The organism is Pseudoalteromonas arabiensis (assembly GCF_001550155.1).
Taxonomy (GTDB): Bacteria; Pseudomonadota; Gammaproteobacteria; order Enterobacterales; family Alteromonadaceae; genus Pseudoalteromonas; species Pseudoalteromonas arabiensis.
The window spans coordinates 534,424-556,435 of sequence record NZ_LRUF01000026.1 but is presented as its reverse complement, the minus strand read 5'-3'; the positions used below and the strand labels follow the sequence as shown (position 1 = coordinate 556,435).

21 protein-coding genes and 4 tRNA genes are annotated in these 22,012 nt (G+C 41.8%); 11 read left to right on the top strand and 14 right to left on the bottom strand.

Annotated features, from left to right (window positions below):
• Positions 1–142 precede the first annotated feature (142 nt).
• The gene (gene cysZ / locus PAARA_RS19705) at positions 143–853 is read left to right on the top strand and encodes a sulfate transporter CysZ (RefSeq protein WP_193988942.1); all 711 of its coding nucleotides are present in this window, start codon (positions 143–145) and stop codon (positions 851–853) included.
• A 30-nt stretch (positions 854–883) separates the two neighbouring features.
• Here cysZ and PAARA_RS19700 read toward each other — a convergent pair whose 3' ends face one another.
• The 14 genes from PAARA_RS19700 to hemA all read right to left on the bottom strand — a co-directional run bounded on the left by PAARA_RS19700 (position 884) and on the right by hemA (position 15,805).
• Positions 884–1,384 carry a hypothetical protein gene (locus PAARA_RS19700; protein WP_062570680.1) on the bottom strand — a complete coding sequence of 167 codons (501 nt, stop codon included), beginning with the start codon at positions 1,382–1,384 and terminating at the stop codon, positions 884–886.
• Positions 1,381–4,419: a PKD domain-containing protein gene (locus tag PAARA_RS19695; protein WP_062570679.1), complete on the bottom strand. Its 3,039-nt coding sequence runs from the start codon at positions 4,417–4,419 to the stop codon at positions 1,381–1,383. Before PAARA_RS19695 ends, PAARA_RS19700 begins: the two co-directional genes overlap by 4 nt.
• Positions 4,420–4,433: 14 nt before the next feature.
• On the bottom strand, positions 4,434–5,519 hold the full coding sequence (rlmM, locus tag PAARA_RS19690; RefSeq protein ID WP_062570678.1) for a 23S rRNA (cytidine(2498)-2'-O)-methyltransferase RlmM: 1,086 nt from the start codon (positions 5,517–5,519) through the stop codon (positions 4,434–4,436).
• Positions 5,520–5,528: 9 nt separating this feature from the next.
• Positions 5,529–5,897: a DUF423 domain-containing protein gene (locus tag PAARA_RS19685; protein ID WP_062570677.1), complete on the bottom strand. Its 369-nt coding sequence runs from the start codon at positions 5,895–5,897 to the stop codon at positions 5,529–5,531.
• On the bottom strand, positions 5,894–6,538 hold the full coding sequence (locus PAARA_RS19680) for an alpha/beta family hydrolase (protein ID WP_062570676.1): 645 nt from the start codon (positions 6,536–6,538) through the stop codon (positions 5,894–5,896). Before PAARA_RS19680 ends, PAARA_RS19685 begins: the two co-directional genes overlap by 4 nt.
• Before the next feature lies 1 nt (position 6,539).
• A complete protein-coding gene (locus PAARA_RS19675) occupies positions 6,540–7,436 on the bottom strand; it encodes a transcriptional regulator GcvA (RefSeq protein WP_062570675.1) in 897 nt (298 codons plus the stop codon).
• Positions 7,437–7,534: 98 nt separating this feature from the next.
• Positions 7,535–8,389: a 3-deoxy-8-phosphooctulonate synthase gene (gene kdsA, locus PAARA_RS19670; protein WP_062570674.1), complete on the bottom strand. Its 855-nt coding sequence runs from the start codon at positions 8,387–8,389 to the stop codon at positions 7,535–7,537.
• A gap of 9 nt (positions 8,390–8,398) precedes the next feature.
• Positions 8,399–9,652, bottom strand: coding sequence for a DUF819 family protein (locus PAARA_RS19665; RefSeq protein WP_062570673.1), 1,254 nt, complete (start codon positions 9,650–9,652; stop codon positions 8,399–8,401).
• Between the two features lie 15 nt (positions 9,653–9,667).
• Positions 9,668–10,495, bottom strand: coding sequence for a tetratricopeptide repeat protein (locus PAARA_RS19660; RefSeq protein WP_062570672.1), 828 nt, complete (start codon positions 10,493–10,495; stop codon positions 9,668–9,670).
• 132 nt (positions 10,496–10,627) lie between these two features.
• A complete protein-coding gene (locus PAARA_RS19655) occupies positions 10,628–11,002 on the bottom strand; it encodes a SirB2 family protein (RefSeq protein WP_062570671.1) in 375 nt (124 codons plus the stop codon).
• A gap of 24 nt (positions 11,003–11,026) precedes the next feature.
• Positions 11,027–12,565 (bottom strand): response regulator, encoded by a 1,539-nt coding sequence (locus PAARA_RS19650; RefSeq protein ID WP_062570670.1) that lies wholly within the window; start codon positions 12,563–12,565, stop codon positions 11,027–11,029.
• Positions 12,566–12,607: 42 nt separating this feature from the next.
• Positions 12,608–13,453, bottom strand: coding sequence for a peptide chain release factor N(5)-glutamine methyltransferase (prmC, locus tag PAARA_RS19645; RefSeq protein WP_062570669.1), 846 nt, complete (start codon positions 13,451–13,453; stop codon positions 12,608–12,610).
• Positions 13,454–13,455: 2 nt separating this feature from the next.
• Positions 13,456–14,541: a peptide chain release factor 1 gene (gene prfA / locus PAARA_RS19640; protein WP_062570668.1), complete on the bottom strand. Its 1,086-nt coding sequence runs from the start codon at positions 14,539–14,541 to the stop codon at positions 13,456–13,458.
• A 7-nt stretch (positions 14,542–14,548) separates the two neighbouring features.
• Positions 14,549–15,805 carry a glutamyl-tRNA reductase gene (gene hemA / locus PAARA_RS19635; protein ID WP_062570667.1) on the bottom strand — a complete coding sequence of 419 codons (1,257 nt, stop codon included), beginning with the start codon at positions 15,803–15,805 and terminating at the stop codon, positions 14,549–14,551.
• Positions 15,806–15,888: 83 nt separating this feature from the next.
• On the opposite strand from hemA, the gene lolB reads away from it, so the two are divergent.
• The 10 genes from lolB to PAARA_RS19585 all read left to right on the top strand — a co-directional run bounded on the left by lolB (position 15,889) and on the right by PAARA_RS19585 (position 21,793).
• Complete coding sequence (gene lolB, locus PAARA_RS19630; RefSeq protein WP_083515373.1) at positions 15,889–16,476, top strand: lipoprotein insertase outer membrane protein LolB; 588 nt, start codon at positions 15,889–15,891, stop codon at positions 16,474–16,476.
• 2 nt (positions 16,477–16,478) lie between these two features.
• On the top strand, positions 16,479–17,345 hold the full coding sequence (ispE, locus tag PAARA_RS19625) for a 4-(cytidine 5'-diphospho)-2-C-methyl-D-erythritol kinase (RefSeq protein WP_062570665.1): 867 nt from the start codon (positions 16,479–16,481) through the stop codon (positions 17,343–17,345).
• A 79-nt stretch (positions 17,346–17,424) separates the two neighbouring features.
• Positions 17,425–18,372 (top strand): ribose-phosphate pyrophosphokinase, encoded by a 948-nt coding sequence (locus PAARA_RS19620; RefSeq protein ID WP_062570664.1) that lies wholly within the window; start codon positions 17,425–17,427, stop codon positions 18,370–18,372.
• A gap of 150 nt (positions 18,373–18,522) precedes the next feature.
• Complete coding sequence (locus PAARA_RS19615) at positions 18,523–19,131, top strand: 50S ribosomal protein L25/general stress protein Ctc (protein WP_062570663.1); 609 nt, start codon at positions 18,523–18,525, stop codon at positions 19,129–19,131.
• Positions 19,132–19,150: 19 nt separating this feature from the next.
• Positions 19,151–19,735, top strand: coding sequence for an aminoacyl-tRNA hydrolase (gene pth, locus PAARA_RS19610; protein WP_062570662.1), 585 nt, complete (start codon positions 19,151–19,153; stop codon positions 19,733–19,735).
• Positions 19,736–19,769: 34 nt separating this feature from the next.
• Positions 19,770–20,861, top strand: a complete 1,092-nt coding sequence (gene ychF, locus PAARA_RS19605) for a redox-regulated ATPase YchF (RefSeq protein ID WP_062570661.1) — start codon at positions 19,770–19,772, stop codon at positions 20,859–20,861.
• Positions 20,862–21,302: 441 nt separating this feature from the next.
• Positions 21,303–21,379 (top strand) — tRNA-Met (locus tag PAARA_RS19600).
• Between the two features lie 137 nt (positions 21,380–21,516).
• A tRNA-Leu gene (locus PAARA_RS19595) sits at positions 21,517–21,601 on the top strand.
• A 36-nt stretch (positions 21,602–21,637) separates the two neighbouring features.
• Positions 21,638–21,712: transfer RNA gene (locus PAARA_RS19590), tRNA-Gln, on the top strand.
• 4 nt (positions 21,713–21,716) lie between these two features.
• Positions 21,717–21,793: transfer RNA gene (locus PAARA_RS19585), tRNA-Met, on the top strand.
• Positions 21,794–22,012 lie beyond the last annotated feature (219 nt).

The window sequence follows — 22,012 nt, the reverse complement described above, 5'->3', positions numbered from 1 at the left end:
CCCCGCACCGTACCGCTTAGTTCAACACAGCATAACTTAAAAACACTTTGTTACGGAAAAGAGCTGTTCAAACACGTTGAAAATCTTATACTGCTGACAATAAGTAATTATGTGAGGTTATCTCGTGCAGTTTACTCAAGGTATGGAATACTTTTTTTCTGGCTTTAAACTTATTAGCCAAAAAGGGCTAAAACGTTTTGTACTTATTCCTTTATTAATCAATATTGTGCTCTTTGGTAGTTCATTATTTTTTTTATATGGCTGGCTAACTGACGGCTTCGCTTATATGAATTCACTACTTCCAGAATGGCTAAGTTGGTTAGAGTGGTTAATGTGGCCGATTGCCGTATTGGTTATTTTATTTAGTTACAGCATGCTCTTTACCGTGATTACTAACTTTATTGCTGCGCCATTTAATGGTGTACTCAGTGAAAAAGTCGAGCTGTATTTAACGGGTCAAAAAGTCAATGATGATGGCATTTTAGATACCATGAAAGATGTGCCACGCATGCTTGGCCGAGAATGGACAAAGCTTTGCTATTATCTACCAAGAGCGATAGGGTTTTTCATTTTACTATGGCTTTTACCTGTTATCGGCCAATTGCTTTGGATACTTTTTACTTGCTGGATGTACGCGGTTCAGTACGAAGATTATGCATTCGACAATCATAAAGTAAGCTTTAAAGAGATGAAGGATGATTTAAAAGAAAAGCAAACACTCTCTTACGGCTTTGGCTTAGCGGTCATGATTCTGACCGCCATTCCTTTTGTTAACTTAATTGTTATGCCTGTCGCTGTGTGCGGTGGCACGCGCTTGTGGGTGGAAAATTACCGCAGCAAATATCGCCATTAATCCGCATTAAAAAGCCAGTGGGTATTAAACCTACTGGCTTTTTAAAACACTGTAATGCAACTTTACAGATAAAGGCTCTGACAGCGCAAAATCAGCCCGTGGCTCTTCAAACTTTGTTATTACTGCCTCATAACGACTCCGCCCCATAGTCACCTCAAAAGGCTGCTCAAGCTTAGTGATAATTTTAATGTCGGCGTGCTTATTTTCTAACTGTATTAAGCCATCTTCTCGACTACGAACCAACAAAAATTGGGCCCCCATTTCAAAAACGAGTCTCGCTTTATGGGCTTTTCTGTTCTGCGCTCGCCACTGTCCTTGCTGATAGATAGTACTTAGCTCTGTAACACCGTCAGGCTCGTAGAGTCGCTCTTTTTTTATCTCACACGTATCACAACCTTTAATACGCTCAGCCTGCCAGTTAACTGGATAACCGTTATAATTCAAGCGTGTTGTCATCTGCCAGTGCGAATTATTTGCAGGACCACACGCTTGCAAACTCACCAAGATAATTGCAAAAATTAGCCTCTTCATTGCTCAGCAGCCGCTTTTCGCACAGCTTGAATTTCATCGAGTATAAATAATGGCGGCGCTTCTTCTTTAATAATCCGCTGACGAATAGATGTGTTTGCGTTATTCACAGTGTTTAACTCTGTGAAATCTAAACCAAATCGATTACCAGAAAAATAACTGTAAAAACGAAGATCTATTAATGACCACTCATCAACATCGTTTAATACACTCGTGCTTGCATCGTCATTGGTATCCTGACTAAGTGTTTCTGTCAGGTTAAGATTACAATTATAATCGACAGCAACAGAGCCTGGGTAACCCAAACCATTTGCTTCCTCGATGGAGGTTTCATCCAAAGGTGCACCTAAACCATGCGAAAAAGACATAACAAAACTCTCAGGTGAACCCAATGGACCGTTTACCAACTCAGACGTTTCTACACCACAATTTGGGTTTGTTCTGTATCGGCTTGAGTAGTAGCGATCTCCTTCGTTATTGCCGATGGTTGGCAAGCCCCGAAGTTGGTATAAGTAGTTCATAATACTTAAATGGTTTGGCTTGTAGTTAATACTGTTATTGCCACCATGCTCTAAACCAAGGTTATGTCCGAGTTCATGCATTATCGTTGAAGCTTGATAGTTGTAAGTCAGATTACGTGAAGCTTCATTATCAAGTGATAGGCCCCAGTTACCAAATGTTATCATTAAATCGTTGCCATTTACTTCAGCCAGCCCCGCAGGACCAACACTTCCATCCTCATTAAGGCTACTTGCCATCAACATATAATGAAAAATCGGTTTGCGGCGCATATCAAAATTAGCCATTTTATAATGGAACAAACCTTCTACACCTGCATTGAAATTATAAGGCGTATAGGGGCGGAATATAACTTGTTCACCGCCACCTAAATCATAATTTTCAACTGACATACCTGTTGCTTGGTGATACAAGTCCCCAACATCAAAGTGAACAACAATATTCTCAGCAGCAAATGACGAGATAACTTTTTCAAGGGCTATCCTTTGCGGAATAATGCCTGCATCACTACTGTCCATATAGTCTACTTCAACAAAAAGATCTTTTTGATTAACTCTCGCTCCCCAATCATATAGTGGAAGTCCCGCAAAGCTTGAGCCAGGCAGCTCCGCGCAATCGGGTATACCGTCTTGATCAAGGTCGTCTTCACAGGTTAAATCATTAGCACCAGCAGGTGTTGTGAAGAGGCTATAAATCCAATCTGAAGGGGTATCTGTATCGGTACTGTCTTTATCACGCTTAATACTTGAGCCTGTTATATTATTTATACTTGGGGCTGCGCCAGTTGACCAATGCGCTGGCGAAGTAGGCTCTGTGGTATCATTGCCAAATCTGACAAAATCGATGGTGGTTGTTTCATCACCCGAAAGAAGTTCAATAAAACCATTCACAAACCAATATGGGCGAATCGTAGAGCCCGCTTCACCAATAAATGCGATGTATTTATTTTGCTCTGCTGCATCATAGAAAAGTTCGTCGCCAAAGCGACTATGGATAATCGCATACTCACCAACCTCTATTAATTGATTAGGTAGGTTAAAAATGGTTGATGAGGTTATACTTCCATCACTCGAATTTCGGCTCTTTGTTCTAACCTTATAATCGGCTAAATTGATGTCACTGCCAGTGCCATTGTAGACTTCAAACCAAGGAGCATCGGTTCCAAAGCGAATTGCAACCACCTCCGTAATTACTAAGTCACCACTGCCAGTGCTAAATTCAGTTATTTCTTGCGCATTGATGGCAGTATCATCAAAATTGACTAAATCTTCTGTTACTCGCAATTTATACGTTCTATTTTGCTGTAGTGCTGGTGAAAACGTCACGCCATTAAAATAGGTATTGGTATCTGACTCTGGACCGGACAAATTCAAAGAGGAAATTGCCAAGCAAGAACTAAAATCATCATCCGATAATTGCAACGAGCCTACACACCCCCCTGCCGTTTCATTCACTGATAAGCTGCTGGTTTTCATCACATCAGAAAAATCAATCGATAAACTTGCGTTTACGCTCACAGCTTGGCTGTTATTTTGCGGATTAACATTGATAATTGTCGCAGCAGTGCTATCTATAATTGCTACATTGATCGTTGCTTGTGTCGTGGCAATGCCATCCGACACACTCACGCTAATGGGTGCCTGCGAAATACGGTTAATCGCAGGTGTATATTGGTAAGTAAAACTCGCTGCATCAACAACTGTTATCGTAGCACCATCAAGGTCTGATGCAAAACTCACCGTCAGCTCGTCATTATCTGGATCTTGTACGTTAAGTGTGAACTCACTGCTTTGGTTAAACTCTGAGACAAAGTTAATATCGTTAAGGATTGGTGCTTTATTAACATTCACAATCATAAAAGTGATCGGCAGCTCAGACGATGCTCCCCTGTCATCCGTTGCTGTAACTAAAAACTCCACTTCACTCGTGCTTGGTACTTCTGGTGCTGTAAAATTGATTATCTGGCCATTTTGTGTAAAGTTAATAACAGGGCCACGCAGCTGCTGCCATTCAATCGATACAATACTGCCATCACTATCTACAGCACTTACTTGGATTGATGCTTCACTCAATTCAGTAATATCAGCTATCGGTTCACTACTAATTATAGGTGCCGCATTGGTATCATTTTGAATATTAATCGTATAATTTGCCGAGGCCGAGGCCCCATCATTATCAGTTACCATCACCTGAAAAGTAATCGTCGTATCACTTTCAACATCTGGCACAGTAAAGTTAAGTACAGCAGCGTTAAAAGTGAAAATGCTGGTTGGCCCTTGTGTTTGTGACCAGCTGTAATTTGCAATAGTGCCATCTGAGTCTATGGCTGTTGCGCTAAGGGAACTTATTTGCCCTTCTTGGAGGTTTTGCTCTCCCGAAATTGAAACCTGAGGAGATTGATTGGTTGTGGGAGCTGGGGTAGTTGGCGTATCACTATCACCGCCGCCGCCGCCGCCACAGGCTGTTAAGAAAATGGGAAATAAAGCATACAAGCAGAGCGTTAATCGTTTATTACCCATTTTCTGTCCTCTCTTTAACTGTATAAGCTTTGCGGCACCTTAATGACATTTAAATGTACAGTCACTTCTTCACGATCATGATACAGATGCTTCGCTTGGAGTTCATAACTTACGCCGTATTTTTCAAGCTCTTCTTTAATCAACTTCAAGCATTCATAGACACTGTCAAAGCGCTTTTTCATTGGTAATTTCAGATTAAAAATAAGCTCTTTTGCGTAGGCATTTACCGCCCAATCAATCATAAGATTAGTAACTTTTACTGGCTTTTCCACCATATCGCAAACTAACCAGCTAATGTTCCGCTTTTCGGGACGATACTTAAAACCATCAACACGGAAATGCTTAACTTGTCCCGTTTCCATTAGTTCATCATTCATTGGCCCATTATCGATAGCACTCACAAACATGCCGCGACGTACCAATTGATAAGTCCAACCACCTGGGCAAGCACCTAAATCAACACCTCGCATCCCCGCTTGCACACGATCCTCAGCTTCATGAGGTGGAATAAATACATTAAACGCTTCATCTAACTTGAGTGTAGAACGGCTTGGTGCATCACTTGGCATACGTAAACGTGGTATCCCCATAAAAAAGGGCGAGTTATTGAATGTATATGAATAACCAACGTAAGCAGAATCATTTGTTAAAAACGCAACATGCATAACGGGCTTTTTATCTGCCAACTGGCGTGTCACCTTCGAGCGCTTTTCAAGTGTTTTTTTAAGGGGAGTAGATATCTTCTTACAAAATTTAGATAGCTCTTTCCCCTCATTGGTATCGGGTGTTTCTACGCGTAAGTCTCCACATTCAGGAAAATCAACGGCAGCATCAACAATGGCACTAACACGATCTTCAAGTGGCATATTATCCACTAAGATGCCAGTAAACCATTGACGCGCGAAAACCATATTTTTGAAATCTACTTTTTTAATGATTTCATCGCCGTGGCTCGCATCAAAACATTCGTAAACAACAATCCCTGTATTTGGTTTCGTTTTTACGTAACCTGCAAATCCTTGTTCAGCAGCTTGAAAAGTAATTTCAGCAGCGGCATCATTTTCAAAACCACTGCGACAATAAATAACTACACTCGACATAGATAACCCTTAAAACTTATATCGTGCGGCTTGAACTAACAAAATAGCCCAACCAATAATAAAACAAACGCCGCCAATCGGGGTGATAGGGCCCAGCCATTTCATGCCCGTTAATGCGAGTAAATACAAACTACCGCTAAATAACACTGTACCCGCGATAAAAAAGCCACCAGCCCAATTTAAGTTGATGCCCCACTTTATTAATATCGCAATGGCAATTAAAGCAAGACCATGGACCATTTGATACTCAGCAGCCGTTTTAAAAATCCCAGTTGCGTATTCTGAAACACGGCTTTTTAAACCATGCGCAGCAAAGGCACCAAGCATCACCGAAAGCATGCAAAATAAGCTGCCAATCATTAAATAGAGTTTGATCATTGCTCATCTCCTGCCACTAAATTCATAATAAACTGTGCTGCATAATCCGCAGCTAGTTGTAAGTTTTCTTGTTCTGTAATACCACTTTTTTTACGTGGCTTTAATGAGTGGTCGCCATCTTTGAGAAATTTGATTTCTGGCGGGTTAACCACTTCAAGCTCAGCGAGTTCTTGCTGGTTACCAAACGTGTCTCGCTCCCCCTGCAGCACTAAAAACGGACATGGTACATCTGCAAAATGGTCTGTGCGACGTTTTTCAGGTTTACCCGGTGGGTGAAACGGATACCCAAAAGCCACAACACCAGCGACTTTTGGAATGTTCTGTTCAGTACACAACATTGAAGCCATTCTGCCCCCCATCGATTTGCCGCCAATAAATAGCGGCAATTCAGACTGACGCTCAGCTAAAACTTCTGCAAAATATGCAAGCAGCTTGGGGGCTCGATCTGGCGGTCTGCGTTTGCCAGTCTCTTTGGCAATTTGCATGTATTGGAAATCAAATAACGCCACATCAATACCTTGCTGACTAATGAGCTTCGCCATTGTTTGCATAAACTCGCTATCGCTGCCTGCACCGGCACCATGAGCAAATATAAATTGTGCACAGGCTCTATTACCTGTGCTTTTAAACCACTGCAACATGTTAATACTCTTGTTCTTGTTCAACTAGACTCAGCATCCAATCTTTAAATGAAACTATTTTGCCTAGCTCTGTTTGAGACTCTCTTATAACTAAATAGTAGGCATTTTTACTGACCATAGCGTGACTAAATGGAATAACCAAACGCCCTGCATCAATATCAGGTTTAGCAAGCACGCTATTACCTATTGCCACACCTTGACCATGAACCGCTGCCTGTAAAACCATTGATGAATGACTAAAGATCGGGCCCTGATTAACTTGCACATTACGCACACCCGCCGTTTTCATCCACGTTTTCCAATTTTTACGAGTCGTATCATGAAGCAATGTGTGATTCGCCAAGTCACTTGGTTGATCAAGTGGTTTAGGACCGGTTAACAGCAAAGGGCTACATAGAGGCACAAGGTATTCAGTATGAAGCTTATAAGTTTGCACCCCACTCCAATGGCCACGGCCATAGTAGATGGCAATATCGACATCATCCGACAGAGAATTCTCGTCCTGATCCTGTGCTTTAATCCGTACATCTATCTCAGGATGTAACTCATTAAATAAACTAAGCCTTGGTACCAACCATTGAATTGCAAAACTTGGTGTCAAACTTACCGTTAAAGAGCCTTTAGCTCCTCTTGCTAGTAGTTTTTCTGTAGCATCAATTAGTTGAGTAAAAATCTCTTTAATATCTAAAAAGTAGCCCTGGCCTTCTTCGGTTAATAGTAAAGAGCGATTTTTACGCAGGAAGAGTTTTAAACCCAAATGTTCTTCAAGGGTTTTAATTTGATGACTAACGGCAGCTTGGGTTACATAAAGCTCTTCCGCAGCTTTGGTGAAGCTTAAGTGGCGTGCAGCAGCTTCGAATGCTTTTAATGCATTTAATGGAGGTAAACGACGAGACATAAACACCAAGCTTAGAATTAGTTTTTCTTATGCATCGATTATAGCGACACAAATAAAAAAAGGCGACCATAGTCGCCTTCTCATCAACTAATTAAATATTACAAGTCATTGGCACTGGTATCTAATGGTGCAAAGCTTTTAATAAGCTCATCCACAGCTTTCATTTGTGTTAAGTAGCCTTCTAGCTTACTTAATGCAAGTGCACAAGGGCCATCACATTTTGCTTCATTTGGGTTAGGGTGCGCTTCAATGAAAAGACCCGCAAGGCCTAGTGCCATGCCACTACGCGCAAGCTCTGCCGCCTGAGCGCGACGCCCATCCGCCGAGTCAGCACGACCACCTGGGCGTTGCAATGCATGCGTAGCATCAAAAATAACTGGTGCCATTGGCTTCATATCATCCATACCTAGCATATCAACCACTAGGTTGTTATAACCAAAGCTAGTGCCGCGCTCGCATAATGCAACATTGTTATTACCTGCATCATTAAATTTCTTAATGATATGGCGCATTTCGTGCGGTGCTAAAAACTGTGGTTTTTTCACATTGATAATGGCACCTGTTTTTGCCATAGCAACTACTAGGTCAGTTTGGCGGGCAAGGAATGCTGGCAACTGAATAATATCAACCACCTCAGCAACTGGTGCTGCTTGATGTGGTTCGTGTACATCAGTAATAAGTGGCACATTAAAAGTAGATTTAATCTCTTCAAAGATTTTTAAGCCCTCTTCCATACCTGGACCACGATATGAATTAATTGACGAGCGATTCGCTTTATCAAAAGAGGCTTTAAATACATATGGGATGTTCAGCTTTGAAGTTACTTCAACATAATGCTCCGCAATACGCATTGCTAAATCACGTGATTCAAGTACATTCATACCACCAAACAACACAAATGGTTTGTTGTTTGCTAATTCAATCTCGTTAATTTTAATTAACTGGTTGTTCATTTCTATTCCTTAAGGTGAAACAGCTTGTAGCATTAAACCACAAATATAAGCCATGTAAGTACCTACACCATAGCCCAAAACCGCAAGTAACACACCAACCGGTGCCAGCGATGGATGGAACGCAGAGGCAACCACAGGTGCTGATGCAGCACCACCAACATTAGCTTGTGAACCCACAGCCATATAAAACAGCGGCGCTTTGATTAATTTAGCCACAATCAACATCAAGCTTGCATGTGTTAGCATCCAAATCACACCTAGTACAAAGTACATAGGCGAGTCGAAAATAGCGGTAATATTCATATGTAAGCCAATCGAGGCCACAAGAATATATAAAAAGCTTGATGCAACCTTTGAGGCGCCAAATGCTTCAATATGGCGAACTTTAGTAAACGATAAACTAATCCCGATAGTGGTCGAGATCACGATTAACCAAAAGAACTTGCTATTTAAACTATACTCCTGTGCCCAAGGGAAGTTAGCACCGAAGTACGGGCCTAAAAAGTCAGCACAAAAATGCGCAAGACCTGTAATACCAAAGGCTATCGCAATAATCGTCATATAATCATTGAGCGTTGGCATACGTGCATGCTCAGCGTGATACTTTTCTACGCGCTCTTTTAGATCTTCAATTGCACGGGTATCAGCCCCTGTTTTAGCATCAATCGCTTTATGATTAGCCGCCATGAGTAGTAATACAGCCATCCATAAGTTCGCCACAATGACATCAACAGTCACCATAGCCGAGAATATATCACCGCCTACTTCGAACATCTCTTTCATAGAGGCTTGGTTAGCACCGCCACCAATCCAGCTGCCCGCAATGGTTGTCATGCCACGCCATACGGCATCAGGACCATGTCCGCCAACCGCTTCAGGATAAACGGCGCTCATCACTAAAATGGCAAGAGGTCCGCCAATAACGATACCCATGGTCCCCGTTAAAAACATGATCAACGCTTTCGGGCCTAAGTTTAAAATAGCCTTTAAGTCGATACTGATGGTTAATAAAATTAAACAGGCTGGAAGTAAATAGCGGGATGCCACGTAGTAAACGTTTGATGAATGACCATCAACAATTCCAAAGGTATTTAATAATGATGGTAAGAAGTAGCAAAGCAGTAAAGCGGGGACGTATTTATAAAATTTCTGGCATGCTGCATTGTTACTATGCGAGGTTCTAAAAACAAACCCTAAAATAACGGCGAGTAAACCAAGTACGACTGCGTCATTGGTAATTAGCGCACTGCGGGCGTCAGTCATAAGTGTTCCTTAAAACTAGTGGTGTGTATTATTGTTGTCTTCTATTTCAGCAATCTGGTGCTGAATAATATCGATAGCGGGATCATCTGGGCATTCATTAACAAAATACTGTAGATCATCTCTGGCCATTTTAGGGCAATCTAACTGATTAAGTAGATAGCCACGGTCACGACGCTCATAAGGATCATCGCCTAATAATTCCATCAGCATGTCAACGCAGTGTAGCGCATGACCAAATTTACTTTCGCTAATGAATGACCATTTTTGCTGAGCTAAGTAAAGCTTATATATCTCTTCATCAAACACCAGTTCAAGCGGCTCTTGCTCATCGCCATTCTCTTCACTGGCATTTTCAGGAATGATATACCAACTTTGCTGCCCTGTGCTTGGCTCTATGAGGTACCCTTCTTCATCACTTATGGCAACATGCACCTGCACTTCACCTTGACTTAAGGTCACTGAAGCATCCAAGTTAGCATGTTGTAATAAGTGACACAGTAAAATAGCCAATGTTGTTTGCGTACCACTGCGCATCGTAACCGTATAGCTAAAGCTATTTAAGGTGTATTCGGGTACTTTCAAGCTAGAAGCACTGAAAAGCCATTGTTGATAAAAGATATCCAAGAGTTTATCTAAGCGTTCATGAGGCTCTTTATGTTCAACACAAAGTACTGAAACCGTATGCTCAAATTCATTGAGTAGTTCATAACAAGCAGTTAGATCTACTTGTGTATCCCACTTTAATTCAGCATCAATACAACGATAAAGCACTTTAGAAGAAAATGCATCGTAGGCCTCATCTTGATAGGATTCATTTTGATCTTCAAACCAAGGGGTGGTCATTTATACTGCAACATCTCTTTCAAAAACGAGGTGCTAGTTTACCTACTTTTGCCCTAAGTTACCAATACTGAACGATGAGATATAAAAAAGCGGTACGACGGCACTCGCCATCAAAATACCGCTCAGAGATTCTTAGAGAAGAAGTGCAGTTTTAGCCGAAGCTAAATAACCAATTGCTAATAAAATGAAGGTGGTTATAGCAAGCAATACCACTTTCGCAGTCTGTGCGCTTTGCTTTGCAGCCACAACACCTAGTACGATATAAGCAATAACAAGTATAATTTTTTCTAATAACCATGATTGCTCTAATGGGTTAAATCCTGCCATCACGATTAACGCAACTGCAGAAACAAGCAGCAATGTATCAATGCTATGACTTCCAATGAACACCACTTTATTTTTTGCAAGTGCGCCCGTTTTTAAACGTGAAAAAGAACGAACGTAAAATAGTACAATACTCAACACGGCAAATAACATGTGAGTATGTTTTACTGCTAAATAATCCATATGCCCCAATACTACTTTGTTTAATTAATCTGGATAACGTACGAGTACGTCTTCTATTTCTTTAACGCGTTGATTAAACACTTCTATTAACTTAGGGTCAAATTGTTTGCCCTGTTGTGCATTAATTTCCTTTACAACATCTTCAAGTGACCACGCTTCTTTGTAGCAGCGTTTATGACGTAGTGCATCATACACATCGGCTAATGCGGCAATACGCCCAGCAATAGGAATCTCTTCACCTTTCAAGCCCTTAGGGTAACCTGTTCCATCCCAACGTTCATGATGAGATAGCGCAATTATGGCCCCAGTATTAACGATGTCACGATTCGAGTCCTTTAGGATTAAATGACCTTTTTCAGCATGTTGCTGCATAATAGCCCACTCTTCGTCTGTTAGCGGGCCAGGTTTATTTAAAATGGCATCAGGAATACCTACTTTACCCACATCATGCAGCGGTGCAGCTAAACGAATAAGTTCAGCTTCGCGTTTAGATAATCCATATCCCATCGCCAGCTCATAACAGATATGCGAAACACGTTTTACATGGTTACCCGTTTCAGTTGAACGCTGCTCTAGAGCTTCACTGAGTCTAAACACAAGCTCTTGTTGTGTCGCCTCAATTTCAGCTTGAAGCTGTACATTCTCATACGCCAATTGAACATTTTGCGAAAAAATTTCAATCAAATGGCGTTGTGTATCAGTTAAATGTTTAGGGATACCCGAGATAAACAACATAGAATTATGGTTAAACTCACTGCTGCAATAGGCAAATAAATAATTATCACGATAAACAATCGTTTTATCTCTTAGAGCTTGTTGGCAGGCATTGAGCTGTTCATCATTGAGCACTTCTTCAATTGCTTTACCTTCGCTGCGCTCAAACTCCCCCCGACCGGAAAAAACCACCAGTTTTTTTTGATTATCAAGAGGGTTACTCGCAACTAAGCTTGTCGCATACATAGCTTGCTCAACAGTGCCTAACAAAGATGTAAGTTGCTGCATTACACCTTCAATAAAGTGCTCTAGCGAATGGGTAGAAAAAATATCGCGTGATGCTTTAATTATTTTTTCGAGACCCTGACGTGATTGCTCAATCGATAAAATATCGCGATAAGAGCGTAAGCTTGACATCACCACCGTAAACAATTTTTGTGCGGTCAGCTCAGTTTTCGATTTGTAATCATTAATATCATAATTAACAATAACTTGTCGTTCAGGTGCTTGGCCTGGTTGACCCGTTCTCAAGATAATACGAATATGATTATTCTTCGCAGTTTCACGGATATATTTAGCGACTTTAAGCCCCGCATCATCCGTTTCCATAACAACATCAAGTAAAACTATAGCTGCATCAGGGTGCTGTTCAATAACTTGCTTGGCTTCTTCTCCTGAATAGGCACTGATAAACTCAAGGCGTTTGTCTTGGAATTCAAAGTCACTGAGCGCAAGCTTTGTTACGGCATGTACTTCTGGCTCATCATCAACAACGATGACTTTCCAACTACCTTGAACCACCTCACTGACTTCATCAAGTGCTTCATCCGAAAACAAAAATTCATCCATTGTTTGGGATCCTCAAAGGCTATGTGTGCCCAGCAAAGCTTATTATTTATGAGCCCACTGTGCTAACGTTACACGGTCATTACCGCCAAGATCTTTTACTGTAAGTATATGGCTATACGACATTTGTGCAAAAAATTCTTGGACTTTCACACTTTGTTGGTAACCATGTTCAATTAAAAGATAGCCATTTGTTGTCAAATAGTCACGCGCGATAGTAATAATTTGTTTAATATCAGCCATGCCGTCGTCATCGGCTACTAATGCTGATAATGGCTCAAAACGCACATCACCTTGGCTTAAGTGCTCATCATCGTGTTCGATATAGGGGGGGTTGCTGACAATTAGGTCAAACTTTTCTTTTTTAACCGCACTAAACCAATTGCTCAAAGCAAAAGTGGCATTGTTAATATCGAGTCGCTGTTGGTTTTCTTGGGCTAATGCGACGGCATCAGCCACTCTATCTATCCCTGTCACCTGCCAATTTGGCATTTCGCTGGCCAGCGCAAGTGCTATAGCGCCTGTACCCGTGCCCAAATCAAGTACGTTTGCATCAGCGGGCAGCTCAAGACCTAAAGCGTATTCAACTAACGTTTCGGTATCAGGTCGTGGAATCAAGGTTGTTGGGTTTACCTTAAGTGGAAGGCTCCAAAATTCACGAAAACCGACAATATGCGCGACAGGTTCACCCTTTAAGCGGCGTTGGCATGCCTGTTCAAAATCGAGCTGTTGCTGTTCGGTAAGGTGTTTTTCTGGCCAAGTGAATAAGTAACTACGCGGTTTATTCAGGATGGATAATAACAGGACTTGGGCGTCTAATTTCGCACTGTCGCTGCTAGGCGTTAGTAACGCCGTCGCAGCAACCAGTGCTTGCTCTATGCTTTGTGGCACGATTATTCATCGCCCATCGCAGCGAGTAAGTCAGCTTGATGTTCTTGCATAAGTGGTTCGATTACACTGCCTAAATCACCTGCAACCACTTCATTCAAACGATAGAGAGTTAAGTTAATACGGTGATCGGTAATACGGCCTTGCGGGTAGTTATAAGTACGAATGCGCTCAGAACGGTCACCACTACCAACTAAGTTACGACGCTCAGATGCCTCTGCAGCTTGGCGTTTTTCGTCTTCAGCTTGTTGCAAGCGAGCGCCAAGTACTGACATCGCTTTAGCACGGTTTTTATGCTGTGAACGTTCATCCTGACACTCTACAACCACACCTGTTGGAATATGTGTGATACGGATTGCTGAGTCAGTTTTATTGACGTGCTGACCACCGGCACCCGATGCACGAAAGGTATCCACTTTAATATCCGCGGGGTTAATCTCAATTGCTTCCGCTTCAGGAATCTCGGCCATGACTGCTACAGTACAGGCTGATGTGTGAACACGGCCTTGCGATTCAGTCTCTGGTACACGTTGTACACGGTGTGCACCTGATTCAAATTTAAGCTGACCATATACACCTTCACCCGAGATATGCGCAATTACTTCTTTATAACCGCCATGCTCACCTTCGTTAGTACTTACTACTTCTACTTTCCACTTTTTGGTTTCAGCGTAGCGGCTGTACATACGGAATAAGTCACCAGCGAAGATAGCGGCTTCGTCACCACCGGTACCCGCACGAACCTCTAGGTAGACATTATTATTGTCTTTAGGGTCCTTTGGCAGCATCAGAATTTGGATTTCGTCTTCTAATGCCGTTATTTGTGCTTTTGCTTCTTTATATTCTTCTTGCGCCATTTCACGCATATCAGGGTCTGAATCTTTTAGCATTTCTTCAGCTGTCGCTACATCATCCTGTGCTTGCTGATACGCTAAAAACGCTTTAACAATTTCTTCTAACTCTGAATACTCTTTAGATAAGGTACGAAAGCGATTTTGATCGCTGATCACAGAGGGGTCGCTTAGTAGCGCTTGCACTTCCTCATAACGCTCAACTAAGGTTTCTAATTTTCTATAAACAGACTCTTTCATTTAACGACTATTCCTGATCAATACCTAACATTTTCTTTAATTGACTTAACTCAGCAGCTTCGCCATTTTTTGCTGCATCTTGAATGGCACGGGTAGGTGCGTGCATCAAGCGGTTGGTCAGTTTATTTGCCAACTCGAGTATCACTTTTTCTGCCTCTTTACCTGTTTGCAACTGGCTAAGCGCCTTTTCAACAAGTTCAGATTTTATATCTTGGACGTCATTACGATAATGACGAATTAAATCCACTGAATCCAGTGAACGCAGCCACATAACGAACTCATTCGTACGTGCACTGATAATGTCTTGTGCCTGTTCGGCAGCTTGCTCACGAGCCGCGATATTCTCGCTTACTATGGCTTGTAAGTCATCAACTGAATATAAATAAGCGGCATCAAGCTCACCTACTTGGCTTTCAATGTCACGTGGAACCGCAATATCAATAAATAGCATAGGTTTGTGGCGGCGCATTTTTAGGGCTTGCTCCACGACACCCTTACCAATAATTGGTAACGTGCTGGCGGTGGAACTTATAACAATATCTGCATCATGTAACCGCTCCGGTAGCTGAGCCAACGCGATCACATCTGCATTAACTTCGCTCGCTAAGCTCTTCGCTCGTTCAATGGTGCGGTTCGCTACGGTTATTTTTTGCGGGTCATTTTGATATAAATGCTTTGCAACAAGCTCTATAGTTTCACCCGCACCAATAAGCAGTACATTGGTTTTATCGAGTTTGCCGTAAATATGTTTGGCTAGATTAACAGCGGCATAGGCAACCGAAACTGCACTGGCACCAATGTCCGTTTCAGTTCGAACTTGTTTCGCTACCGAAAAGGTTTTTTGGAACAAACGATCGAAGGTTACGCCAATAGCATCGTGTGTTTTCGCGTTATGGTAAGCTTGTTTAATTTGCCCCAGAATTTGCGGCTCACCGAGCACCAAAGAATCAAGACCACACGACACTCGCATTAAATGGTTAATCGCTTTATCACCTTCGTAGTAATAAGTATTATTGCTCAGTTCATGTTCATCCAAACCATGAAAACCTGCTAACCAACGTAACAAGGTTTGGGAATTACGCTCAGCAAGGCTACAATAGATTTCGGTTCTGTTGCAGGTCGAAACAATAACCGCTTCATTAAAATGCGCATGACCGCTTAATTGCTGTAACGCCTCAGCCATTTGCTCAGGTGAAAACGCGACTTTTTCACGTAATTCTACGGATGCGGTTTTGTGATTTATACCAAGTGCTACGATGGTCATATGTACCAAATATTGCTAAGCCCAGCTGTAAAGGCGTTAATTTTACCAAAAATCAGCGGAATATGGAAAGTAAGGAACGTCATTTGATTAAACAATATTTGATTTTATTCATGTTTTTTTTATTTATCAGCGGTTGTGCGCAAAAAATGTCAACCGTTGATTACATTTATCCTGACTGGAAAAGCCGTTTAGAACAACAAGCTCAGTGGCAAGTACAGGGAAAAATGGCATTTATTAGCACAGAGCAGCGCCAATCTGCTAATTTAAACTGGCAACATGATGAGCTATACAGTGACATGGTACTCACCAGTTTTATTGGCACTCGTATTTTGTCTTTAAAACAAAATGCCCAAGGGGCCGAACTTGAATATGACGGTGATGTTTATACCGATCGCGATGCGGCTATGTTGTTATACCGTTTAACTGGCTTTTCGATTCCATTAGATAACGCCGCAAAGTGGCTAAAAGGCACTGTCGAAAACGACCAAGCCAGTTATGATGAGCAAGGCCGATTAAAAAATCTGATTTGGCAAGCACACAATGGCCAACAGTGGCAAATAACCTATTCAGATTACATTAAACAAGATGGCTATTGGCTTCCTGTTAAGCTAAGCCTCAAAAACCAAAAAATCCGTATAAAAATTCAACTTAATGATTGGCAGTTAAATTAATCATGACGCAAGTATCAACCGCCCCGCTAACGTTAATAGCGCCTGCAAAACTTAATTTATTTCTTCATATAAATGCGCGCCGTGATGACGGCTACCATGAGTTAGAAACCTTATTTACCTTTTTAGAGTTTGGTGATGACTTAACATTTACTGTTAACAACGAGCCAAACATTACAGTAACCGGTGATACAGACGGTATTGAGCTTGCAGATAACCTTATATATAAAGCAGCCCGTTTATTACAACAACACTGTGATTGCCAACAAGGCGCTATAATAAAGCTATTAAAACGTTTGCCAATGGGCGGCGGTGTTGGGGGTGGCTCTTCCGATGCCGCAACAACTTTGCTCGCGCTTAATAAATTATGGAACTGTCATTTATCTTTACACGAGTTAGCAAATTTAGGCGTGACCTTAGGCGCTGATGTCCCTGTGTTTATTAATGGCCACACCGCCATTGCGCACGGCATTGGTGAGCAACTTCATAACGTCGAGTTACCAAAGCGTTGGTATTGTGTGATCCACCCTGGGGAGCATGTAAGCACCGCAAAAATTTTTACTCACCCCGATTTAAAACGCGATACACCGAAACTAAAAGCAGACTGGCAAACAGAAAATTTACGCAATGATTGTGAGCCTTTAGTTAAAAAGCTCTGCCCCGAGGTTGAAAAAGCCCTGCAGTGGTTGCTAAAATACGCCCCGTCAAAGATGACTGGTACAGGCGCTTGCTGCTTTGCTGAGTTTTCAACCGAGGCACAAGCACAGCAAGTTTTAGCCGAATTACCAGAAAAATGGACGGGTTTTGTTGCAAGTAGTGCTACAATTTCTCCTGCTCATACAGCTTTAAATGCTCACTTTGAAATGAAGTAACGTACAAGTAAATGTTAACCTGCTTTGGTGCCTACCATAGCCTGTTAGTCCCAAAATTCAGTGCCTGAGGAACCCTACCGTGCCTGACATGAAGCTCTTCGCTGGTAACGCAACACCTGAGCTAGCTCAAAAAGTTGCAAAACGTTTGTATATTGAATTAGGCGATGCTGTTGTTGGCCGTTTTAGTGACGGTGAGATCAGTGTTCAAATTAATGAAAATGTTCGTGGTTCTGACGTTTTCATTGTTCAATCAACCTGTAACCCCACTAACGATAACCTGATGGAACTTATCGTTATGGTTGATGCCCTACGTCGTGCGTCTGCTGGACGTATTACCGCAGTTATTCCTTATTTTGGTTATTCGCGTCAGGACCGCCGTGTGCGCTCTGCTCGTGTACCAATCACAGCTAAAGTAGTTGCAGATTTCTTATCAAGTGTTGGTGTTGACCGCGTATTAACTGTTGACCTACACGCAGAACAAATCCAAGGTTTCTTCGACGTACCGGTTGATAACGTGTTCGGTAGCCCTGTGCTATTAGAAGACATGAAAGAGCGCGACTTCGAAGACGTCGTGGTTGTTTCTCCTGATATCGGTGGTGTTGTTCGTGCTCGTGCAATCGCGAAGCTATTAAATGACACTGACCTTGCTATCATCGATAAGCGTCGCCCACAAGCAAACGTATCACAAGTAATGCATATTATTGGTGATGTTGAAGGTCGTGACTGCATCATCGTTGATGACATGATTGATACAGGCGGTACATTATGTAAAGCAGCAGCTGCGCTTAAAGAGCATGGTGCAAAACGTGTTTTTGCTTATGCAACCCACCCAGTTCTTTCAGGTAATGCAGCACAGAACATTCGTGAATCAGTTATTGACGAAGTGATTGTTACTGACTCAATACCACTTACTGACGAGCTTAAAGCACTTGATAATATCAAAGTACTTACGCTTGCAGATATGCTTGCTGAAACAATTCGTCGTATCAGCAACGAAGAATCAATCTCTGCGATGTTTGAGCATTAATCAACAGCGCATGATATTGAAAAAAGCACCATTTGGTGCTTTTTTTGTAGCCGTTATTTATTTTCCCTAAAAGGGGTGGTATGATAGCGCGCCTTTTGGCTAGGGACCTTGGTCGCAAAGGCCCTACGACTATTAATTATTGGAGACATTATGTCAACTTATACATACAATGCAGAATTACGTACAGAAACAGGTACTGGTGCGAGCCGCCGCCTACGCCGTGAAGATAAAGTTCCTGCAATCCTTTACGGTGCTGACAAAGAAGCTGCATCTATCGTTCTTGCACACAAAGATATGATCAAAGCGCAAGAAGACGAAGGTTTCTACACGCACATCCTTACTTTAAACATCGGTGGCGAGTCAGTTGAAGCTATCCTTAAAGATATTCAACGTCACCCGTTCAAGCCTAAGATCACTCACTTAGACTTCCAACGTGTAGATGCTTCTCACAAACTTCACACTAAAGTGCCAGTACACTTCATCGGTGAAGAGAAAGTAACTAAAGCAGGTAACACTGTTGTTCACCAATTAACTGAAATCGAAATCACGTGTCTTCCTAAGTCACTTCCTGAGTTCGTTGAAGTTAACGTTGCAGACTTAGTAGCTGGTGATTCAATCCACCTTTCTGACCTTAAACTTCCTTCAGGTGTTTCATCTGTTGAGCTTGCTAAAGGTGCAGATCACGATCAGTCAGTTGTTACTGTTAAAGCTAACAAAGCTGCTCCTGCTGAAGAAGCTTCAGAAGACGCTGCAGAATAATTTTTAAGGTGTACACACCTTGAATTCTATTCAAATGCTTGTGGGCCTGGCTAATCCAGGCCCCGAATACGCAAACACACGCCATAATGCAGGTGCTTGGTTCATCGAAGAACTCGCTGCACGTTACAACTGCACTCTCAAACATGATCCTAAATATCACGGCCTCACTGGCAAAGTGATTATTCAAGGCCAAGAATTTAAACTACTGATCCCTACAACTTATATGAATTTAAGTGGTAAGTCGGTGAGTAGTCTCGCTAATTTCTTTAAAATTCCTGTTGAAAACATTCTCGTTGCTCACGACGAAATGGACTTAGAACCAGGCATTGCTAAACTAAAAAAAGGTGGCGGCCATGGTGGTCACAATGGTTTAAAAGACATTATTGCGAAAATGGCAAACCAAAAAGATTTTATGCGCCTTCGTATTGGCATTGGACACCCTGGTCACCGAGAAATGGTAACAGGTTGGGTGCTAGGCAAAGCTGCGAAAGACGATCAAGAAAAAATGGATGCCGCAATCGACGAAGCAGTTCGTTGCATGGAAATTCTTGCAAAAGATGGTGTGTTAAAAGCACAAAACAGACTACATTCATTTAAACCTTAATCCGTTTTAATGAAATTACACAAGGTATCTTACTATGGGTTTTAAATGTGGCATCGTTGGCTTGCCAAACGTTGGTAAATCAACATTATTTAATGCACTAACTAAAGCGGGAATCGAAGCCGCTAACTTCCCTTTCTGTACTATTGAACCAAATACGGGTGTGGTGCCAGTTCCTGATGCGCGCTTAAATGCGCTTGCTGAAATCGTCAATCCACAACGCATTTTACCAACAACGATGGAGTTCGTTGATATTGCAGGCCTTGTAAAAGGCGCTTCAAAAGGTGAAGGTCTAGGTAATCAGTTCCTTGCGAATATTCGTGAAACAGATGCAATTGGTCATGTTGTTCGTTGTTTTGAAGACGAAAATATCGTCCATGTTGCTGGTACAATCGATCCAGCTGACGATATTGATGTTATTAACACCGAATTAGTACTTGCAGATATGGATAGCGCAGATAAAGCGCTTGTTCGTAATGCCAAGAAAGCAAAAGGCGGCGATAAAGACGCGAAAGAGCAAAACGCTGTACTTGAGAAAGTAAAAGCGCATCTGGATGAAGGTTTAACATTACGTTCTTTAGAACTCACTAAAGAAGAAAAAGCGGCAATTAAAACGCTTAACTTTTTAACAATCAAACCAACGATGTACATTGCGAATGTAGCAGAAGATGGTTTTGAAAATAACCCTTACCTAGATAAAGTACGTGAAATTGCCGCAGCTGAAGACGCGGTTGTTATTCCTGTTTGTGCTGCTATCGAATCTGAGTTATCTGAACTAGAAGAAGAAGATAAATTAGAATTTATGGCTGACCTAGGTTTAGAAGAGCCAGGCCTTAACTTAGTGATCCGTGGTGGTTACGAGCTACTTAAATTACAGACTTACTTTACAGCAGGTGTAAAAGAAGTACGCGCATGGACCATTCCAGTAGGTGCGACGGCACCACAAGCTGCTGGTAAAATCCACACAGACTTTGAACGTGGCTTTATCCGTGCTCAAACAATCGCTTTTGACGATTACATTGAGTTCAAAGGCGAAAGCGGTGCAAAAGAAGCAGGTAAAATGCGTCAAGAAGGTAAAGAGTATATCGTTAAAGACGGTGATGTCATGAACTTCTTATTTAACGTATAAGTTCTTAAGCAACTCTATTTAAAAGGCTCGTTATTACGAGCCTTTTTTATTTTCTGGGTTTACATCACGATACGCATGCAATTTTTAGTACTGCAATAGCGCCATTTTATCTCCCTACTCTTCTACTCTGTATAGCTGTAAATGCATTTATGAGTTAGAAAAACTCTCAAAAAAATAGTTTTTAAATTTATAAACTTAATTTTTGTATGAAAATCAAACAGATTAAAAATGAGCTTTTATTTACAATAATACGTAACATACTTTTAGAGTTGTCTTTGACCGACAAAAAAACAGCAATTTAAGTAAAATTTAACCTGTTAGCTTAATTTTAATGCAAACAAACCCTGTTAAGTGTTTTTTTGCAAAAAAGGTGTTGACGGATTTAGGTCATATCAGCATAATACGCCCCGCACTCAGCGATGAAGTGTTAACAAAAAAGATGGCTAAGTAGCTCAGTTGGTTAGAGCACATCACTCATAATGATGGGGTCACAGGTTCAAATCCCGTCTTAGCCACCATTCTTTTTGTTGCTCAATGAAGAGTTAAAAATAACTACCAGTACTTTAAGTACGAATAATGCAACAGTAGTGGAATTGGCCGATGTCTTGATTAAGACGCTGGATTTAGGTTCTTTTACTGCAAACGCAGAAGGTATGCGGGAGTGGCGGAATTGGTAGACGCGCTGGATTTAGGTTCCAGTAACTTCGGTTGTGAGAGTTCAAGTCTCTCCTTCCGCACCATGTTCTTGATATGAACTAAAAATATCAAGCTTTTGTTGGGATATCGCCAAGCGGTAAGGCAGCAGGTTTTGATCCTGCCATTCCCAGGTTCAAATCCTGGTATCCCAGCCACAATGGCTAAGTAGCTCAGTTGGTTAGAGCACATCACTCATAATGATGGGGTCACAGGTTCAAATCCCGTCTTAGCCACCATTCTTTCTTTAGAATGGCTCTGCAGGAGTTAAACTGCACTCAATGAAGAGTTTAAAATAACTACCAGTACTTTATGTACGAATGATGCGGGTGTGGCGGAATTGGCCGATGTCTTGATTAAGACGCTGGATTTAGGTTCCTTTACTACGATCGCGAAAGATGTGCGGGAGTGGCGGAATTGGTAGACGCGCTGGATTTAGGTTCCAGTAACTTCGGTTG

Excerpts from the sequence above, each read along its gene's own strand:
- cysZ (WP_193988942.1), top strand. The coding sequence starts at position 143 with ATGGAATACTTTTTTTCTGGCTTTAAACTTATTAGCCAAAAAGGGCTA.
- PAARA_RS19700 (WP_062570680.1), bottom strand. The coding sequence starts at position 1,384 with ATGAAGAGGCTAATTTTTGCAATTATCTTGGTGAGTTTGCAAGCGTGT.
- PAARA_RS19695 (WP_062570679.1), bottom strand. The coding sequence starts at position 4,419 with ATGGGTAATAAACGATTAACGCTCTGCTTGTATGCTTTATTTCCCATT.
- rlmM (WP_062570678.1), bottom strand. The coding sequence starts at position 5,519 with ATGTCGAGTGTAGTTATTTATTGTCGCAGTGGTTTTGAAAATGATGCC.
- PAARA_RS19685 (WP_062570677.1), bottom strand. The coding sequence starts at position 5,897 with ATGATCAAACTCTATTTAATGATTGGCAGCTTATTTTGCATGCTTTCG.
- PAARA_RS19680 (WP_062570676.1), bottom strand. The coding sequence starts at position 6,538 with ATGTTGCAGTGGTTTAAAAGCACAGGTAATAGAGCCTGTGCACAATTT.
- PAARA_RS19675 (WP_062570675.1), bottom strand. The coding sequence starts at position 7,436 with ATGTCTCGTCGTTTACCTCCATTAAATGCATTAAAAGCATTCGAAGCT.
- kdsA (WP_062570674.1), bottom strand. The coding sequence starts at position 8,389 with ATGAACAACCAGTTAATTAAAATTAACGAGATTGAATTAGCAAACAAC.
- PAARA_RS19665 (WP_062570673.1), bottom strand. The coding sequence starts at position 9,652 with ATGACTGACGCCCGCAGTGCGCTAATTACCAATGACGCAGTCGTACTT.
- PAARA_RS19660 (WP_062570672.1), bottom strand. The coding sequence starts at position 10,495 with ATGACCACCCCTTGGTTTGAAGATCAAAATGAATCCTATCAAGATGAG.
- PAARA_RS19655 (WP_062570671.1), bottom strand. The coding sequence starts at position 11,002 with ATGGATTATTTAGCAGTAAAACATACTCACATGTTATTTGCCGTGTTG.
- PAARA_RS19650 (WP_062570670.1), bottom strand. The coding sequence starts at position 12,565 with ATGGATGAATTTTTGTTTTCGGATGAAGCACTTGATGAAGTCAGTGAG.
- prfA (WP_062570668.1), bottom strand. The coding sequence starts at position 14,541 with ATGAAAGAGTCTGTTTATAGAAAATTAGAAACCTTAGTTGAGCGTTAT.
- hemA (WP_062570667.1), bottom strand. The coding sequence starts at position 15,805 with ATGACCATCGTAGCACTTGGTATAAATCACAAAACCGCATCCGTAGAA.
- ispE (WP_062570665.1), top strand. The coding sequence starts at position 16,479 with ATGACGCAAGTATCAACCGCCCCGCTAACGTTAATAGCGCCTGCAAAA.
- PAARA_RS19615 (WP_062570663.1), top strand. The coding sequence starts at position 18,523 with ATGTCAACTTATACATACAATGCAGAATTACGTACAGAAACAGGTACT.
- ychF (WP_062570661.1), top strand. The coding sequence starts at position 19,770 with ATGGGTTTTAAATGTGGCATCGTTGGCTTGCCAAACGTTGGTAAATCA.